14 protein-coding genes and 1 tRNA gene are annotated in these 17,596 nt (G+C 76.6%); 3 read left to right on the forward strand and 12 right to left on the reverse strand.

Features of this window, described 5'->3' with window-relative positions:
- Positions 1-66: 66 nt before the first annotated feature.
- Together LFA75_RS06470 and LFA75_RS06475 are read left to right on the forward strand one after the other, a co-directional pair.
- Entirely contained in the window at positions 67-1,086 is a 1,020-nt protein-coding gene (locus LFA75_RS06470; RefSeq protein ID WP_225232858.1) for an SGNH/GDSL hydrolase family protein, read from the forward strand.
- Positions 1,087-1,154: 68 nt separating this feature from the next.
- Positions 1,155-2,375 (forward strand): acetyl-CoA C-acetyltransferase, encoded by a 1,221-nt coding sequence (locus LFA75_RS06475; protein ID WP_225232859.1) that lies wholly within the window; start codon positions 1,155-1,157, stop codon positions 2,373-2,375.
- A gap of 68 nt (positions 2,376-2,443) precedes the next feature.
- Here the strand turns inward: LFA75_RS06475 and LFA75_RS06480 are convergent, their stop codons facing one another.
- The 4 genes from LFA75_RS06480 to LFA75_RS06495 form a co-directional block, all read right to left on the reverse strand.
- Entirely contained in the window at positions 2,444-3,289 is an 846-nt protein-coding gene (locus tag LFA75_RS06480; RefSeq protein WP_225232860.1) for a Bax inhibitor-1/YccA family protein, read from the reverse strand.
- A gap of 144 nt (positions 3,290-3,433) precedes the next feature.
- The gene (locus LFA75_RS06485) at positions 3,434-4,909 is read right to left on the reverse strand and encodes a M20/M25/M40 family metallo-hydrolase (protein ID WP_225232861.1); all 1,476 of its coding nucleotides are present in this window, start codon (positions 4,907-4,909) and stop codon (positions 3,434-3,436) included.
- Positions 4,910-5,043: 134 nt separating this feature from the next.
- Positions 5,044-5,117 (reverse strand) — tRNA-Leu (locus tag LFA75_RS06490).
- A gap of 12 nt (positions 5,118-5,129) precedes the next feature.
- The gene (locus LFA75_RS06495; RefSeq protein WP_225232862.1) at positions 5,130-5,891 is read right to left on the reverse strand and encodes a uracil-DNA glycosylase; all 762 of its coding nucleotides are present in this window, start codon (positions 5,889-5,891) and stop codon (positions 5,130-5,132) included.
- A 40-nt stretch (positions 5,892-5,931) separates the two neighbouring features.
- Here LFA75_RS06495 and LFA75_RS06500 point away from each other — a divergent pair, with 40 nt between their 5' ends.
- The gene (locus LFA75_RS06500; protein ID WP_225232863.1) at positions 5,932-6,237 is read left to right on the forward strand and encodes a DUF4235 domain-containing protein; all 306 of its coding nucleotides are present in this window, start codon (positions 5,932-5,934) and stop codon (positions 6,235-6,237) included.
- Positions 6,238-6,241: 4 nt separating this feature from the next.
- On the opposite strand, the gene LFA75_RS06505 is transcribed toward LFA75_RS06500, so the two are convergent.
- From LFA75_RS06505 to LFA75_RS06540, 8 genes are read right to left on the reverse strand one after another with little or no spacing between them, the layout of a single operon-like run.
- Positions 6,242-8,704, reverse strand: coding sequence for a CHAT domain-containing protein (locus LFA75_RS06505; protein WP_225232864.1), 2,463 nt, complete (start codon positions 8,702-8,704; stop codon positions 6,242-6,244).
- Positions 8,701-10,314: a S8 family peptidase gene (locus LFA75_RS06510; protein ID WP_225232865.1), complete on the reverse strand. Its 1,614-nt coding sequence runs from the start codon at positions 10,312-10,314 to the stop codon at positions 8,701-8,703. Before LFA75_RS06510 ends, LFA75_RS06505 begins: the two co-directional genes overlap by 4 nt.
- 20 nt (positions 10,315-10,334) lie before the next feature.
- Complete coding sequence (locus LFA75_RS06515; protein WP_225232866.1) at positions 10,335-10,790, reverse strand: hypothetical protein; 456 nt, start codon at positions 10,788-10,790, stop codon at positions 10,335-10,337.
- Positions 10,787-11,377 (reverse strand): RNA polymerase sigma factor, encoded by a 591-nt coding sequence (locus LFA75_RS06520; protein ID WP_225232867.1) that lies wholly within the window; start codon positions 11,375-11,377, stop codon positions 10,787-10,789. The genes LFA75_RS06515 and LFA75_RS06520 overlap by 4 nt, the downstream gene beginning before the upstream one ends.
- 8 nt (positions 11,378-11,385) lie before the next feature.
- Positions 11,386-13,578 (reverse strand): type III PLP-dependent enzyme, encoded by a 2,193-nt coding sequence (locus LFA75_RS06525; protein ID WP_225232868.1) that lies wholly within the window; start codon positions 13,576-13,578, stop codon positions 11,386-11,388.
- A 47-nt stretch (positions 13,579-13,625) separates the two neighbouring features.
- A complete protein-coding gene (locus tag LFA75_RS06530; RefSeq protein WP_225232869.1) occupies positions 13,626-14,573 on the reverse strand; it encodes a Ppx/GppA phosphatase family protein in 948 nt (315 codons plus the stop codon).
- On the reverse strand, positions 14,570-15,097 hold the full coding sequence (locus LFA75_RS06535) for a DUF501 domain-containing protein (protein WP_225232870.1): 528 nt from the start codon (positions 15,095-15,097) through the stop codon (positions 14,570-14,572). Before LFA75_RS06535 ends, LFA75_RS06530 begins: the two co-directional genes overlap by 4 nt.
- A gap of 40 nt (positions 15,098-15,137) precedes the next feature.
- On the reverse strand, positions 15,138-16,316 hold the full coding sequence (locus LFA75_RS06540) for a cell division protein PerM (RefSeq protein ID WP_225232871.1): 1,179 nt from the start codon (positions 16,314-16,316) through the stop codon (positions 15,138-15,140).
- Positions 16,317-17,596: the final 1,280 nt, after the last annotated feature.

Genomic DNA, 17,596 nt, shown 5'->3' on the forward strand with positions numbered 1-17,596 from the left:
GGTCACCGTAGGGGCGATAACCTCGCCGGGCAGGGTGGACGACGACGGACTGGGGACGGTGGACCGGTGACACGGGCGAGCAGGGCGCGCAGGCTCGCCACGGGTGCGGTCTACGGCGGGGGCGGCGTCGGGCTGGCCGGCGCCGGGCTGGTGGCGCTGCTGCGCCAGGAGGCACGGCTGGCTCGCAACCGGGTGTCCTCCCGCGCCGCCAAGGGCGACCCGCCCACCGGCGAGGGCCGCTACGGCCACTACCGCGGCGCACCCCTCGTCCTGGCGGTCCTCGGTGACTCCAGCGCGGTGGGCCTCGGGGTCGACCGGGCCGAGCAGACCCCCGGCGTCCTGGTCGCCGCGGCGCTCGCCGAGCTGGCCGAGCGCCCGGTGCGGCTGGTCAAGGTGGCCGTGTCCGGTGCCCGGTCGGCCCACCTGGCCGAGCAGGTGGCCAAGGTGCTGCCGCAGCGGCCCGACGTCGCGATGATCATGATCGGCGCGAACGACGTCACCAGCCGGTCCAAGCCCGCCCTCGCCGTCCGCGACCTCGCCGCGGCCGTCCGCGCGCTGCGGGCCGCCGGGTGCGAGGTCGTCGTCGGCACCTGCCCCGACCTGGGCACCATCCGGCCGGTCGCCCAGCCGCTGCGCACGCTGGGCCGCCGGTGGAGCCGCCAGCTGGCCGCCGCGCAGACCATGGCCGTGGTCGCCGAGGGCGGGCGCACCGTCTCCCTCGGCTCGTTGCTGGGGCCCTCGTTCGCCAGCGACCGGTCGATGTTCTCCTCCGACGAGTTCCACCCCTCGGCCGCCGGCTACGCGGCCGCGGCGGCCTGCATGCTGCCCTCGGTCGCCGACGCGATCGGCGTCTGGCCGGCCGCGGCCGACCGGGGACCGCGCTCGCTGCGCCGGGACAGCGTCCGGCCGATCGCCCGCGCCGCAGCCAGCGCGGCCGGCCGGTCGGGCACCGAGGTCCAGCCCACGTCGGTCGACGGCGAGGACGTCGGGCCCCGCGGCCCCTGGGCGCGGCTGCGCCGGCGCCGCCCGCCGCAGCTGCCCGAGGCCACCCCGGTCGAGCAGCCCACCGGAGTTACCGGGCAGTAGCACCCGGGGTACGTTCGCGGTCGACCCGACGCCACCACGCGGGTGGCGCCCCACCGTGGAGGTAACACGTGCCCGAAGCCGTCATCGTCGCCGCTGCCCGCTCCCCCATCGGCCGCGCGTTCAAGGGCTCGTTGAAGGACCTGCGCCCCGACGACCTCGCCGCCACCATCGTGCGGGCCGCGCTGGACCAGGTGCCCTCGCTGGACCCCCGCGACATCGGGGACCTGATGCTGGGCTGCGGGCTGCCCGGCGGCGAGCAGGGGTTCAACATGGGCCGCGTCGTGTCGGTGCTGCTGGGCATGGACCACCTGCCCGGCACCACGATCACCCGGTACTGCTCCTCCTCGCTGCAGACCACCCGGATGGCGATGCACGCCATCAAGGCCGGCGAGGGCGACGTCTTCATCTCCGCCGGCATCGAGATGGTGTCCCGGTTCGCCAAGGGCAACTCCGACGGCCTGCCCGACACCGAGAACCCGGTCTTCGCCGACCGCAAGGCCCAGGTCGCCGCGGTGGCCGAGTCCGGCGCCGACTCCTGGACCGACCCGCGCACCGAGGGGCAGATCCCCGACGTCTACATCTCCATGGGCCAGACGGCGGAGAACCTGGCGCTGCTCAAGGACGTCTCGCGGGCCGAGATGGACGAGTTCGCCGTCCGCTCGCAGAACCTGGCGGAGAAGGCCATCGCCGACGGCTTCTGGGCGCGCGAGATCACCCCGGTCACCACCCCCGACGGCACCGTCGTCAGCACCGACGACGGCCCGCGGGCCGGCACGACGCTGGAGGGCATCTCCCAGCTCAAGCCGGTCTTCCGGCCCGACGGCCGGGTGACCGCCGGCAACGCCTGCCCGCTCAACGACGGCGCCGCGGCGCTGGTCGTCATGAGCGACACCAAGGCCGCCGAGCTGGGCATCACCCCGCTGGCCCGGATCGTCTCCACCGGCGTCACCGGGCTGTCGCCGGAGATCATGGGCTACGGGCCGGTCGAGGCCAGCAAGCAGGCGCTGGCCCGGGCCGGGATGACCATCGACGACATGGACCTCGTCGAGATCAACGAGGCCTTCGCCGCCCAGGTCATCCCGAGCTACCGGGACCTGGGCATCGACATCGACAAGCTGAACGTGCACGGCGGCGCCATCGCGGTCGGCCACCCGTTCGGGATGACCGGCGCCCGGATCACCGGCACGCTGCTCAACGGCCTGCGCTCCACCGACGGCACCTTCGGCCTGGAGACCATGTGCGTCGGCGGCGGCATGGGCATGGCGATGGTGCTCGAGCGTCTGAGCTGAGCTGACCCCGCAACGCACAGCGGCCCGGCCCCCTGACGGGGACCGGGCCGCTGTGCTGTGGTGCGGGGTTACTCGCGGAAGTAGCTGAGCAGGCGCAGGATCTCCAGGTACAGCCAGATGACCGTGACCAGCAGGCCGAAGGCGATGTACCAGGCGACCTTGGGGGCCACGCCGCGGCGGATCGCCTCGTCGGCCATGTCGAAGTCCAGCAGCAGCGAGAACGCCGCGACGCCGATGACTACCAGGCTGAAGATGATCGCGATCGGGCCGCCCGAGCGCAGGCCCAGGCCGTCACCGCCGCCGATCCAGGCAGCGAGCGCGTTGACGATCGCCAGCGCCAGGACGCCGAACATGGCGCCGACGATCCAGCGGGTCAGCTTCGGGGTGACCCGGATGGCACCGGTCTTGTAGACCACCAGCATGCCGAAGAAGACACCGAAGGTGCCGATCACGGCCTGCATGACGATGCCCGGGTAGATGCTGTTGAACGCCTCGCTGATGGCGCCGACGCCGATGCCCATGAGGGCGGCGTAGGCCAGCGTCGCGGCCGGGTTGGCGATCTGCTTGAACGAGATCACCAGGCCGACGACGAACGCGATCAGGACGGCGGGCAGCGCCAGCCCCATCGCGGCCTGGCCGGGGACGGCCCAGATCGCGGCGGCGGCCAGGACGGTCACCAGGAACGAGATGCCGGTCTTGGTGACGACGTCGTCCATCGTCATGTACTGCGCGCCCGTGGCCGCGTACGGGTTCTGCTGGGTGTACGGGCTCTGCTGGTACGGGTTCTGCTGGGCCGGCGCGCCCCACGGCTGCTGCGTGGCGGGCTGGCCGTAGCCCATGGTCCCGTTCTGGGCACCCGGGCCGTTGGGGGCGCCGGGGAAGCCCCGGCTGAAGGCCGGGTTGCTGCTGGGCATCGTCATCTCCTCGAGGTGCCTGAAGTCGGGTGCGTGGGCGGGAGGAACTACCCACTCGTCATGCACAACGCCCCGGCCCGCCCGAGGGTTCCTGGGCGCCGGCTGGACGTGATCACACCGTGACCACGCCCAGCCGGCAGGTGCTCAGTTCCCCTGGCCCGGACCGCTGCCCGCCTGCGCGGTCACCAGCACCGCGTAGGCCACGGCGTCGGAGTTCTGGTCCAGCGCGACCTGGCTGATGTTGTCCAGGTCGTCGCAGGCCTGGTGGTAGCAGGCGTCGTAGGGCTGACCCGCCGTGCCGCCGTAGGCCGCTGCCTGCTCCGGGGTCTTGATGCCCTCGGCACCGGAGAACAGGCCGCCGGAGGGGATCCCGGCGTCGGCGAAGGCCTGGTAGTCGCTGCGGCCGTCGAACTCGGTGTCCTCGTAGGCGATGCCGCGGGAGTCGTAGAAGTCCTCGAAGGTCTGCTCGATCGCCGCGGACTCCGGGCTCACGTAGCCCTCGGGCGCCGGGAACGAGGAACCGTCGCTGTCGTAGACGAAGTTGGCGTAGTTCGTCGACCCCAGCATGTCGAAGTTCAGGTACGACCCGATCCGGGCCAGCTCGTCGTCGGACAGGCTGTCCACGTAGGCCTGGGAACCCAGCAGGCCCAGCTCCTCCGCGCCCCAGAAGGCGAACCGGACCGGGTGCTCGAGCCGGGTGTTGGCCAGGTTCTGCGCCACCTCGAGGATGGTCGCCGAGCCGCTGCCGTTGTCGTTGATGCCCGGGCCCTCGGGGACGGAGTCCAGGTGGCCGCCGACGACGACCACGCCGTCGGAGGACCGGCCGGGCAGCTCGGCGGTGATGTTCTGGGACACGTTGGTCTCCGTGACGACCTGCACATCGAGGGTCGCCGTGGTGCCCGGCTCCAGCAGGCCCGCACCGGTCTCCGGGGTGGCGAACACGACCGGGACGTCGACGGCACCGCCCAGCGTCGGGTTGATCAGGCCGGGTGCGTTGTTGTAGACCACGACGCCCGAGGCGCCGGCCGCGACGGCGTTCGCGACCTTGATCGCGAAGGTGCACGTGCCGCGCTGGACGAGCGCGATCGAGCCGGTGGCGAAGCCGGCGAAGTCCGCCGCCTCGCAGCCGCTGGTCCCCGAACTGACGTCCACGCCGGTGACCGGCGCGGTGACCGCGGCCGAGGCGGTGCCGTCGATCGGCACGTAGTCGGTGTCCAGCGCGTAGGTCGCCGGGCTCGGGGTCACCCGGGCCAGGGATCCGGCGTAGCTGACCTCCTCGTACGTGAAGTCGGTGACGCTGACCTCGTACCCGGACGCCTCGAGGGTGTCGCGCACGTACTCCACCGACGCGGTGTTGCCCGAGGTGGTCGAGGCCCGGTTGCCGTCGTTGCCGTCGGCGATCGCCTGCAGGTTGGCGAGGTGCTCGGTGACGCCGGCCGGCGTCACGCAGGTGAGCAGCTTGTCCACGCTGGCGTTCACCCGGTTCTGGCAGCCGTTCACCGAGGGCGCGGCAGCGGCCGGGGTGGCCACGAGCACGGCGCCGGAGACGGCGAGGGCTCCTGCGGCGCCGGCGGCGAGGAGCCGCCGCCGTCCGGGGCGGTCTGGTCGTTCGCTGGTCATCGGTTCGTCCTCCCGCCGGGGCGGTCCACCACGCTGTGGATCCGCTGTGTGGGTCGACCGTGTCCGAGTGCACCGGTGAGGACAAGTCTTGACTTGCCGAGCCGCAACCGTTACCGACGCTCAGCAACCACCGGTGCCCTCGGTGGGGTTCGAACCCACACTGGGACCCTTTTAAGGGGCCTGCCTCTGCCGGTTGGGCTACGAGGGCCGTGCTGCCGCGTCATCCTCTCGCGAGGTCCACGGCCCGGGTGAGGACGGCGTCGAGCATGGGCTCGGTGAGCCGCCCGGTGAAGGTGTTCTGCTGGCTGACGTGGTAGCTGCCCAGCACCGTCAGCGGCCCGCCGGGGGCGTCCAGGGTGACCTCCGCACCGTGGCCGAACTTCGGCCTGGGCCGCGGGATGACCACTCCCGCGGCGGCGAGCACCGGCAGCAGGGCCGACCAGCCGAACCCGCCGAGCACCACGAGCACCCGCAGCCGGGGCAGCAGCGCGAGCTCCCGGGCCAGCCAGGGCGAGCAGGTGTCCCGCTCGGCCGGGGTCGGCGCGTTGTCCGGCGGGGCGCAGCGGACCGCGGCCACGATCCGGCAGTCGGTCAGCTCCAGGCCGTCGTCGGCGGCCACCGAGGTGGGCTGGTTGGCCAGCCCGGCCCGCCACAGCGCCGCGAAGATCCAGTCCCCCGACCGGTCGCCGGTGAAGATCCGGCCCGTCCGGTTGCCGCCGTGCGCGGCGGGGGCCAGCCCGACGACGCCGATCCGGGCGTCCGCCGGACCCATCCCGGGCACCGGACGGCCCCAGTACACCTGGTCGCGGAAGGCGGCCCGCTTCACCACCGCGACCTCCTCCCGCCAGGCCACCAGGCGGGGGCAGGCCCGGCAGCCGCAGACCCGCTCGTCCACGGCCGCCAGGTCGACCGCGGTGCGTGCCCCGCGGACGACGCCGGCCGGGGTGCGGGTGACGGGGTAGCCGTCGGCGTCTCGTGCCACCCACCCAGCAGAGCACAGCCGGGCACGGGATGATCCCGGGGTGGCGAAGAAGCAGAAGGTCAAGACCCCGGCGCTGTACAAGCTGCTCGGCCCGGTGATGGCCATCCCGACCGGGATCGTGGTCAAGAAGGTCGCCGACCAGGCGTGGATCGCCGTCCGCGGCACGCCGCCGCCGAAGAACCCCGACGTCCCCGGTGTGAGCTGGAGCGACGCGCTGGCCTGGGCCGCGGTGTCCGGTGTGCTGGTGGCCGTCGGCCGGTTGGTCGCCGCGCAGGGTGCCGCGAAGGCCTACACCGCGCTGACCGGCAAGTTCCCCGCCAACGCGAACTCCGACAGCGCGGCCTGACCCCTCACCACCCCGAGCCCAGGCACACCAGGGTCGTCGGGAGGTCGGCGGTGGCGCCGGCGAGCGCGAGCGCCGGTGCCTCCCCGCCGGCCAACCGTCGGTGCACCTCGGGGAGCACCTCGCAGGCGACCTCGTCGCGCACGCTGGCGGCCGAGGCGACCACGCAGTGCGCCCCGGCGTGCAGCCACGCGCGGGCCAACCCGTCGGTCTCCTCCCCCCACCGGACCGCGGTGCGGCCGCCCTCGCACGCCGAGAGCACCACCAGGCCGGGGGTGCGGGGCAGCCGGTGCGCGTCGTGGCCGAACCAGGGGCCGTCGGCCAGCTCGACCCGGGAGAACGACGGGTGCTCCCGGTGGTGGCGGCCGTGCGCGGCCACGTGCAGGACGTCGGCCGTCCCCGCGTCGGTCGACACCTGCTCGACGGTCGCGTCCTCCCCCACCCGCACCGTCGCCGCGGGCCAGGCGGTCGCGGCCCGCTGCACCTCCTCGTCGGCCCGCGGCACACCCGGTCCGGCGGCGAAGGCCGCCACCCGGGGCCGGGCCGGCCACGGGCCGGTCCGCACCCAGGCGGCCAGCGACGAGGGCACCGTGCAGGGCCGCCCGACCAGGCCGGGGAGCATGCCCCACGGCACCGCGCGGAAGGCGCCGGGCACCGAGAGCACCACCGGCCGGCCGGTCGGCAGGTCCATCGGTGTCACCAGCAGCTCCGCCAGGGCCGCCAGCCGGGTCCGCAGCCCGGCGTCGACGGCCCGGGCCAGCGGGCCGGCCGGCTCGCCGGCGGCGGTCTCCAGGTCGGGGCCCAGGCCGCCCAGCAGCGCGGTGACGGCCCGGGTCGGGCCCAGCCCCACCACCCGGCCGGGTCCGCCGTCCCCGACGACGACCGCGGCCACCGTCTCCTCCGTCCAGCAGTAGGCGACCGCCACCACCCCCCGCCCGTCGGCCGCGGCCCGGACCGCAGCCAGGTCGACCCGGGGCAGCACCGCACCGCTGCCGGCCCGGTGCCACAGCCGCCCGCGCAGCGACTCCATGAGCTCCCGCTCCCGGCGCTCGTCGTCCGGGCCCTGCCCGAACACCCGCAGCCGGCGCACCTCGGCGAGCTCCCGCGCGACCGCCGGGTCGGGGGACGGGCTCAGCGGCGGCACCCGGGTGACCAGGTCGCGGGCCCGTTCGGTCCAGGCCAGCAGCAGGTCGGGGCGGCCCGAGCCCGCCGCCACCCGCAGCCCCCGGTGCAGCAGCGGGAGGGCGTGCAGCAGCAGGCTGGACCGCAGGTCGAGGCTGCCGAGCCGGGCCTGCTCGGCGGCGAGGTCGTCCAGCCCGGCCCCGGCGATCGCCAGCACGGTCCGGTGCCGGCCGCGGGCCGCGGCGAGGTCGGCCCGCACCGTGCGGGCCAGCAGCCGCACCGGGGCCGGGGCCGCCGCGGGCACCCCGGACCGCAGGACCCGGGCCGCGCCGTCCAGGTCCCCGCCGCTGATCCGGACCGCCGCGGCGTGCAGCCGCAGACGCGTCCGGTCCTCCCGGGCGCCGCGGGCACCGAGCGCACGGACGGCGTCGTCGATGGCCGGGAGCAGCCGCGGGTCCGGCCGGTGCACCGCCGCGGCCGACAACGCCACCCCGTCGGCGAGCGCGGCCCAGGTCCCGGCACCCCGTCCGCGGAACCGGCGGGCCGCCCGACGTGCCGCCGCGGCGGCCCGGGCGGCGTCGTGGTGCAGCAGGGTCCGGGCGAGCAGCAGCTCGGCCTCGGCCTGCGGCTGCCGGACCCTGGCCCGGCCGTAGGCGGCCGCCGCCGCCACCAGCAGCCGCTCGGCGTCGGCCGGCATGCCGGCCGCCAGCAGGGCGGCGGCCCGGTCGGTGTCGCAGGTGGCCGCGTGCAGCGGCGATACCCGGGCCAGCACCTCCCGCGCGCCGTCCATCCGGCGGATGGCCGGCACCAGGTCACCGGCCAGCAGGTCGGTGTACCCCAGGTTGTGCCGGGCCTTGGCCTCGTCCAGCGGTGCGCCGCAGGCCCGGAAGGCGTCGCGGGCCAGGGTGAAGTCCTGCCCGGCGCGGACCAGGTCACCCCGCTGCAGGTGCACGTTGCCCCGGTTCAGGGCCACCTGGCCCAGCAGGGCCGGCTCGTCGGCCAGGTGCCGGATCGCCCGGCCCAGGTCGCGCAGCGCGTCGTCGGTGTCCCCGCGGCGCATGGCGACCAGCCCGGCCTGCCCGACCAGGACCGCCCGGGTGCGCTCGCCGACGCCCGGGCGCGCGGCGGCGGCCCGGATGCTGGCCAGCGCGAGCACCGGGTCGCCGGTCTCGGCGTCCAGGTAGGCCAGGGTGCCCTCGATGCGCGCGGCGAGGTCCGGGTCGGGACGACGGCCGGCGGCCTGCCGGAGCGCCCGTCGCGCAGCGGCCAGCCGGCCCGCGTTCGTCTCGCCGACCGCCCGGTCGTACAGCTGGGCGGCGGTCGGGGGCACGCCGGGCCGGGGCGTCACCCCGGGGAGGTCCCGCCGGCGGGCAGGCTGGTGATCGCGGCGGTGGTGGTCGTCGTGATCAGGGTGCGGGCCGCCCGGACCCGGGCCCGGGCGCTCTCCGGGGGCTCCTGCGCACCGGGGGCCGGCAGGTCCGGCTGCAGGGCGGTAGCCAGGGCCCCGGCCACCAGCGGTGCGGCGAAGGAGGTGCCGCTCCACACCGCGAATCCGCCGCCGAACCCGTCGGGGTCGATCGACGCCCGGGGCCGGCCGGCGAACCGGGTGGCGGCGGCCGGCTGCAGCCCGCCCTGCGTCGACGGCACGGCGCTCACGACCGCCGCACCGGGCGCCCAGGCCCCCACCCACGGACCGTCGTTGCTGAACAGGGCCACCGAGCTGAGGTCGGGGTTGAGCGCACCGACGGCGAGCACGGGTTCAGCCGTCCCGTCCGGCTCCGGGACCGCCGGGGTGCCCGACGCCCAGGGCGCGAACGCGGCCGGGAACATCGGCCGGTCGGTCGCGTCGTTGCCGGCCGAGCAGACCACCTGGGTGCCGCACCGGCCCAGCACGGCCAGCAGCTCGGACATGGTCGGGTCGAACAGGCCGTCGGTCGGCGTCTCGTGGTAGTAGCCCATCGACAGGTTGAGCACGTCCACCGGCCGGCCGCGCGGGTCCCCCGCCGCGTGCCAGGTGACCAGCTGCGCGATTCGTGTGAGGGCGGTGACCAGGTCGCTCTCGTCGACGGAGCCGTCGGGGGCGACCGCCCGCCAGACGAGGAGGTCGGCGTCCGGGCACGCCTGGTGCACCAGACCGGCGACGAAGGTGCCGTGCCCGCTCGCCGGGTCGGTGCCGCCGTCCAGCGGCCCGACGAGGTCGGGGTGGGTCTGCGGGTCCAGCGCCGGGTCGACCAGCCCGATCGGCTCCCCGTCGCAGGTCACCCCGCGCTGCACGGCGCGGTCCAGCCAGGGGTGGGCACCGCACCCGCTGTCGAGCAGCGCGACCACGGGACGACGGCGGGCGGCGAACGCGGTGTCCGGCGCCCGGACCGGCGCCGGACCCGCCCAGGCGACCGGTTGCAGGCCACCGCTGCCCGGCACGGCGTAGGACTCGATCGGGACCTGGCTGCCGACCCCGTAGGGGTTCGACCCGTGGAAGGGGTTCGACCCGTGGAAGGGGTTGGCGCCCAGCGGGGTCAGCAGCACGACGTGGTCCAGCCCGACCCCCGGCAATCGCCCGTCGGCCAGCACCCGGGCACGGTGCAGGACGTCGGCGGCGTCCGGTGCCGGTGCGGTCGGGTCCACGGCGCGCAGCCGCAGGCGGCGCAGGCCCAGCGCTCCCCCGGCCGTGCCCAGCCGGCCGGACCGGCCGGCCCGTTGCTCCGTCGTCTCGGCCAGCTCCACGGGGACGTGCTCCGGGTCGGCCTCCAGGCGGCCCCCGGCCAGGCAGGCGGCGTCCACCAGCACCTCGGCGACGTCGGCGGCCAGCCCCGACACCAGCAGCCGGTCGCGGCGGTACCCGGTGGGGAAGCAGGGGGCGTCCCCGAGGAACCCGGCCGGGAGCGCTGCGGCACGGGCCAGCGGGGTGCTCAACCGCGCCTGCCACCCCGGCTGCGGCGTGGCCGGTGGTGGGTTCATGCGGGGACCTCTCCGGTGCCTCAGAGCAGGAAGGACGGCGTGGCGACCCGCCGGGCCCGGCCGCCGTCGGCGGGCAGCCGCACCTCGAGGACGGCCGACCCGGCGGCGGCCTCGGGGAACTCGAACCGCCCGGTCTCCTCGATCGGCGCGCTCAGCTCGACCGCGCCGCTGCGCAGCACCGCCGTCCCCGGTCCGCCCGGTGCCAGCCAGCCGTCCAGCCGCCGGCGGTCCCCGTCGACCGTGACCCGGACGAGCATCTCCAGGCCGTAGCGGCTGAACCGCAGCGCAGCGGCCGGTTCGCCGGCCCGCACGGCGACCGTCGTCCCGGCGGGGTCCAAGAGCGCGAAGAGCTCGACGTCGTCCCCGACGCCCGCCGCGGCGAGCCCGGCGAGCACGTCGTCGACCAACCCCGGCGGCACCGGGTCCGCGTCGGTCCACATCCGGGCCAGCTCGTCGAGCAGCTCGTCGTCGGTCACGCCGGCACCTCGCCCAGCGCGGTGCGCAGCTTGGCCAGGCAGCGGCCCCGGGTCGGGCCGATGCTGCCCACCGGCATGCCCAACCGCGCCGACAACAGGGCGTAGTCCGGTCGCCGGTCGAACGCCACCACCCGCAGCAGCTCCTGGCAGCGGGCGCTCAGGGTGCGCACGGCCTGCCACAACCGGCGCGTCTCGACCCCGGCGAGCGCGACGTCCTCCGCGGGCGGGGCCGGGTCGGCCCACCGGTCGAGGACCGCGTCCTCCGCGCCCACGGTCCGCCCGCCCGCCGCCGTCCGGCGGATCGACTCGCGCCGCACCGTCGTGACCAACCAGGCGCCCACCGACCGGGGGTCCTGGATCGACCCCGCGTGGCCGACCAGCGCCAGCCAGGCGTGCTGCACCACGTCCGCGGCGTCCTCGGCGGGCAGCCGGCACCCGCGGGCCACCTGCCAGAGCACCGGCGTCAGGGTGCGGACCAGCTCGTCCATCGCCGTCGGACGGCCGTCGTACCAGGCGGTGAACAGCTCGGCGGCGCGGTCCCAGACGTCGTCCCCGGCCGGGGGTCGGACGGCCCGGGGCGCGGTCATGGGGTGCATCATGCTGAGGCCCGGTGCCGGGCCGCAACGCCTTCCTGCCCGCCACCGACGATCGTCGTGCGGTCGACCAGCACCTTCGAGCCGTTGACGACGACCCGGGCCGGCGACCGCCCGTTGAAGGCGCAGGCGGTGACCGCCGTGTAGGCGCCCATCGTGGGGGTGACCACGAGGTCCCCGGGGGCCAGCGCGGGCATGGGGTAGCCGCGGGCGATCACGTCGCCGCTGTCGCAGGTGGGCCCGGCGAGGGTGACCGGGCCGGCGGGCACCGCACCGGCCAGCTCGGTGGCCGCGAGCAGCAGCGGCTCGGCCTGCTCGGACAGCACGTTGGAGAAGCTGCCGTAGATGCCGTCGTCGAGGTAGACCCAGCGCCCGTCGGGGCGGTCGGCCACCCCGACCACCTGGCTGACCGCGGTCATCGCGTCGGCGACGACCACCCGGCCCGGCTCGGCCAGGACGGTCCACCGGCCGACCAGCGGGGCCAGCAGGGGCCCGATCGCCGCCGCGAGCTCGGTGACCGCCAGGACGGGCGACCGGTACCCGGCCGGGAACCCGCCGCCGATGTCGAGCACCTGGAAGGCCCGGCCGTGCCGCTGCTCGAGCAGGTCCATCAGCTCGACGGTGCTGGTGATCGCCGCGCGGTAGGGCTCCGCGGCGTCGAGCTGGCTGCCGACGTGGAAGCTGAAGCCGGCGAGCGGGCGGCCGAGCTCGACCGCCAGTGCCGCGAGCCGCTCGGCGGTCGCCCGGTCGGCGCCGAACTTGCTGGACAGGTCGACCTGGGCCGCGGCGTTGCGGTAGGCCAGCCGCAGCAGCACCCGGGTGTCCGGGGGCAGGGCCGTCGTCTTGCGCAGCTCGGTCTCGTTGTCCACCACGACGGTCCGGACGCCGGCCGCGGCCACCTGGGCCCGCTCGGCCGGGGTGGCGACCGGGTTGCTGTAGAGCATCCGCGCGGGCCCCACCCCGAGGTCGGCCAGGGCGGCCACCTCGGCCGGGCTGGCCACGTCGAAGGACGCGCCGGCGTCGCGCAGGGCGGCGAGCACCGCCGGGTGGTCCAGCGCCTTGACCGCGTAGTGCAGCCCGACGCCGGGCAGGGCGTCGGCGAGCTGGCGGTACCGGGCGACGGCGACCGCCGGGTCCAGCAGCAGGATCGGGGTGCCGTGCTGCTCGGCCAGCCGCCGGAGGCCCTCGCCGCCGTGCCGGCCGGCGAGCTCGGTGGCCCGCTGCTGCCGGAACGGTGCGGCGGTCACGGCGGCCACGGCGCTGGGGCGCGGCAGGCGCCAGCCGAGCCGGTCGGTGACCCGGTACCCGACGGAGGCGACCAGGTAGAACACCACGTCGGCGACCACCTTGCCGGCGACCAGCCCGAGCGCCGGGTGCGGCGCCACGGCGGCCCCCCAGTAGAGCAGCGCGGGCCGGACCAGCAGGGAGTCCACCAGCTCGGCGGGGAGGAACTCGACCAGGCCCAGGCCCAGGCTGCGGCGGAGCACCCCGCGGCGGACACCGGCCCGGCGCTGCTCGGCGACGATGCGCACCAGCGAGACGCCGTAGAAGGCGACCGCCGAGCCCAGGTTGCCGGCGATGGCCGTGGCGACCAGCGACCCGGTCAGCTGCAGGGTGGTCAACCCGACCCCGAGCAGCGCGACCAGCGAGGCGATCTCGCTGGGCAGGTAGCGGCGGACCCAGAAGCCCACCCGGGTCCGCACCCGGCCGGGGCCCCCGCGCAGGACCGGCCCGCCCCGGCGCCAGCCGGCCCGCTCGGTGAACCGGTAGGACGAGGCCGCGATCACGTAGAAGAACAGGTCGGCGACCACCTTGCCGGCCAGCAGCCCGAGCGCGGCCGGCGGCACGACCGTCGCCCCCACCCACAGCGCTGCGGGGCGGACGAGCAGGGAGTCCAGCACCTCGGCCGGGCCGAACTCGGCCACCCCCAGGCCGACGGTCCGGCCGACCAGCGTGCGGCCCCGGGCACCGCTGCGGCGCTGCTCGGCCGCGATCCGGCCCAGCGCCACGGCGTAGAACCCGAGGTTCTCGGCCACCGTGGCGGCCACGGCGGTGCCGACCAGCGAGCCGGTCCGCTGCAGGGTGAGCAGGCCGACCAGCAGGAGCGCCGCGGTGCCGGCCAGCTCGGCGGGCAGGTAGCGGCGCACCCAGGGGGCGAGCCGGCGGAGGGAGGCGTGGGCCAGGAGCGAGGTCATGCCCCCCGGGAGGCCTCGGCCGCCGTCCTGATACCTCCGGGTCGGGCCTAGCGCACCAGGGACAGCGCGATGCCGTCGAGGATGTCGTGCTCGCTGACCACGACCTCGTCGACGGCGAGGGCATCCATGATCACCCGCAGCACCAGCGCGCCGCCGCCGATCACGTCCACCCGCCCCGGGTGCATGACCGGCAGCGCCGCCCGCCGCGCCCGGGTGGAGGTGAGCAGCCCGGCGGTCACCGACCGGACGGCGCCGACCGGGACGCGGGCGCCGTGGATGGCCGCCGCGTCGTAGGCCGGCAACCCCAGCGCCAGCGCGGCCACCGTGGTCACCGAACCGGCCAGCCCGACCAGGGTGGCGGCCTGGCCCACCGGGACGTCGGCGACCACCGCGGCCAGCGCCGTCCGGATGTCGGACTCGGCGCGCTGGATCTGGTCGGCGTCGGGCGGGTCGCCGTGCAGGTGCCGCTCGGTCAGCCGGACGCAGCCGACGTCCACCGACCGCGCCGCCCGCACGCCGTCGCCGTCCCCGAGCACGAACTCGGTGGACCCGCCGCCGATGTCCACCACGAGGTAGGGCGCCGCCGGCGCGGGCGTGCCGTGCGCGACGGCGGCCGCGGCCAGCGACCCGGTCGCGCCGAGGAAGGACAGGCCCGCCTCCTCCAGCCCGGGGACGACGTCGGGCAGCTGGCCGAGGGTGGCCTGCACCATGCCCTCGAAGTCCGCGCGGTTCGCGGCGTCCCGGCTGGCGCTGGTGGCCACCATCCGGACCCGCTCGGCACCGAGCTCGCGGATCTGCGCCGCGTACCCGGCCAGCACCACCCGGGTGCGCTCGATCGCCTCGGGGGCCAGCCGGCCGGTGGCGTCGACGCCCTGGCCCAGCCGGACCACCTCCATCCGGCGCAGCACGTCGGTGTGCGGGCCCTGGGCCGGCACGTCGGCGACCAGCAGCCGGAGGGAGTTCGTGCCGCAGTCGATCGCGGCCACCCGGGTCACGAGCCGGACCCCTCGGCGTCCGGGGCGGCGTCCTGGTTGGGGGCGGCGCACGGTCCGTGCGACCACCACTCCCCCATGCCGGCCAGCGCGCGGTCCCCGATCGGGTTCACGCCCGGTCCGGCGGCCAGCGAGTGCGCGGCCAGCGCGTGCAGGCACTTGACCCGGTCGGGCATCCCGCCGGCGCTGGCCCGGGTGGGCAGCACGTCGACGGCGTCCCGGGTGGCCAGGAAGGCCTCGTGCGCGCGGGCGTAGGCCGCGGCGAGCTCGGGGTCGGTGGCCAGGTCGGCCTGCCACTCCTTCATCGCCCCGGCCGACTCCAGCCGGCTCGCGGCCGCCGTCGCCCGCGGGCAGGTCAGGTAGTAGACGGTCGGGAACGGGGTGCCGTCCTCGAGCCGGGGCGCGGTCTGCACCACGTCGGGCTGGCCGCACGGGCACCGGTGCGCCACGCCGGTCAGCGCCCGGGGGGTGCGGCCGAGCTGCCGGGCGACGACGTCGCGGTCCTGCGGACTGACTCTCTCGCTCACCCGTGGAGTCTCCCAGGTCCTCCGCAGACCCGGACCCGCCTCACCGCCGCCAGCGCGAGACGGCCGCGGCGACGGCCGCCGCCAGCCCGGCCTGGGCCGCGGTCGACAGACCCGTCGCGATCGCCGGCGCCCCGATGTCGGCCAGCCCGGCGTCGCCCAGCCCGCCACCGCCGACCAGGGCCAGCAGCCCGGCGCCGACCCCGACCCCGACGCCGGTCACCACGCCCCACAATGCCGCGGTGACGACCCCGCCGTCGGCGTCGGTCAGCCGCCGGGCGGTCGCCGTCCCGGCCACCAGACCGGCGAGCACGGGGAGGGCCTGCGAGACGAAGGCCAGCAGCGGCACGGCCTGCGTGTCGGGCAGCGCGGCCAGCAGCGGCACCGCCGGGACGGCGCCCAGGGTGACCCCGGCGGTCGAGACGAGGGTGCCCGCCCCGACGGTGAACCCGGGACCGGCCGCCAGCCCGAGGACGGCGGCGGCCGCGTTGGGCAGCAGCAGGGCGCTCAGGCCGACCAGGCCCACCGCACCGGCACCCGCCCCGCCGAGGCTGGTGGCCAGTGCGGCGGCCCCGCCGACGTCGGCGGCCAGCGCGACCGCGACCACCGCCAGGGCCAGCCCGACGAGGGTCAGCAGCCCGGCCAGGACCCCCCGGGCCACCGCCCGGCCGGGCCCGGGGAAGCGGTCCACCAGGTCCCCGGCGGCCCCGGACTCGCGGGCGGCACCCCAGCCGGCCGCGACGCCCGGGAGCACGAGGGCGCCCAGCACCGTCGACGGCCACCGGACGGCCGCGTCGGGGGCGTCCAGGACGAGGGCGAGCAGCACGGTGAGGACGGCGTGGACGCCGACGACCGTGCCGACCACCGTGCCGACGCCGCGGGGGTCGACGACGTCCCGGCGGGCGACCACCGCGCGGGCCGCGCTCGAGGACCCCCAGGCCACGGCGGCGGTGAGCAGCAGCGGCGCCAGCGCGACGGTGCCGGAGGACAGCTGGAGGGCGGCGCCGTGCGCCAGCAGCCAGAGCCGGCCGGCCAGGGCGAGGTCGGCACCGACGGACAGGCCACCGGCGGGGTCGAGCGCGGCGACGACCACCAGGGCGAGGGTCGGCACGACCAGCCCCACCACGGTGACCGCCGCGGACGCCGCCGCGGCGAGGGCGGCCAGCGGCAGCCGGGCGCGGTCACCGCTGCGGGCGGAGGTTCGGGTCAGCAGCTGGCGCACCCCCCCACTCTCGCAAGTCCGGGGCGGTCGCGGCGCCCGCCCCCGCCGACAGCGGCCGATCGACACCGGGCCGGGACGCACAGACCCGCCCCGGCGGTGCCGGAGCGGGTCTGGTCGTGCGCGGAGCGGGGTGGGTCAGGCGTCGCCCGAGGGCTTCGGCCGGTCGCCGTCGCCGTCGGCCTCGTGCGGCGGGGGCGGCGGGGACGGCGACCGGCCGAAGCCCTCGGGCGACGCCTGACCCACCCCGCTCNGTGGTGCCGGCTGCGTAGGTCGGCGGCGCCGGGGGCTGCCCGCCGGCCGGCGGGGTGCTCCAGCCGCTGGCCGAGGAGCCGGTCGACGGCTGGCCGTAGGACGGCGAGGAGGGCGCCGCCGGCGGGGTCGGCTGGCCGTAGGACGGCGTGGCGGACGGGGACTGGCCCCAGCCGGACTGCGCACCCTGCTGGCCGGGCTGCTGACCGGCCTGCTGGCCCTGCTGCTGACCGGGCTGGCCGTAGGAGGGGGTGGCCGGGGAGCCGTACCCGCCGGGCTGACCGGACTGCTGACCGGACTGCTGACCGAAGCCGGCGGACTGCTGCGGGGCGCCGTAGCCGCCCTGCTGGCCGTAGCCGCCCTGGCCGGGGCCGCCCTGCTGGGGAGCACCGTGGCCGGGGCCGCCGTGGCCCGGCTGGCCGAACTGCGGCGCGGGCTGGTTGGCCCACTGGGAGGCGTTGGCCAGGCCACCGGGCAGCGCCGGCTTGTTCTTCAGCTCGGGCAGCAGCCCGAGGACGGCGAAGGCCAGCGCCGCGGCCGACACCAGGAAGGTGAGCAGCGCGAAGATGCTGAACCCGGCCTCGAAGGTCTGGATCCACTCGATGAGGGTGAGCAGGAACGCGAGCCCGGTGAGGCCGACGGTCACGAAGCTGCGCGGGAAGCCGAGCTTGAGGTCCAGGAACGCCGGCAGCAGCGCCCACACGGCGGCGGCCAGCAGCAGGACGAAGGAGAAGACGATCAGCCCGGACTCGAAGCCGTTGACGCTGTAGCTGTAGCCGAAGCCGAAGTCGCCGCTGAACCAGGGCAGCAGGGAGAACAGCAGGTACAGCAGCGCGCTGCCGGCCACGACGTAGTCGCCGACCTTGAGCTTCTTGAGGTCGAAGCCGCCGCCGGAGGAGGAGGGCTGGCCGAAGCCGCCCTGCTGGCCGAACGAGCCCTGCTGGCCGTAGGCCGGCTGCTGGCCGGGCTGGCCAGGCTGGCCGTAGCCGCCCTGGGGAGCTCCGTAGCCACCCTGGCCGGGGGTCGGCTGA

This window comes from Klenkia terrae, assembly GCF_900491935.1.
GTDB lineage: Bacteria > Actinomycetota > Actinomycetes > Mycobacteriales > Geodermatophilaceae > Klenkia > Klenkia terrae.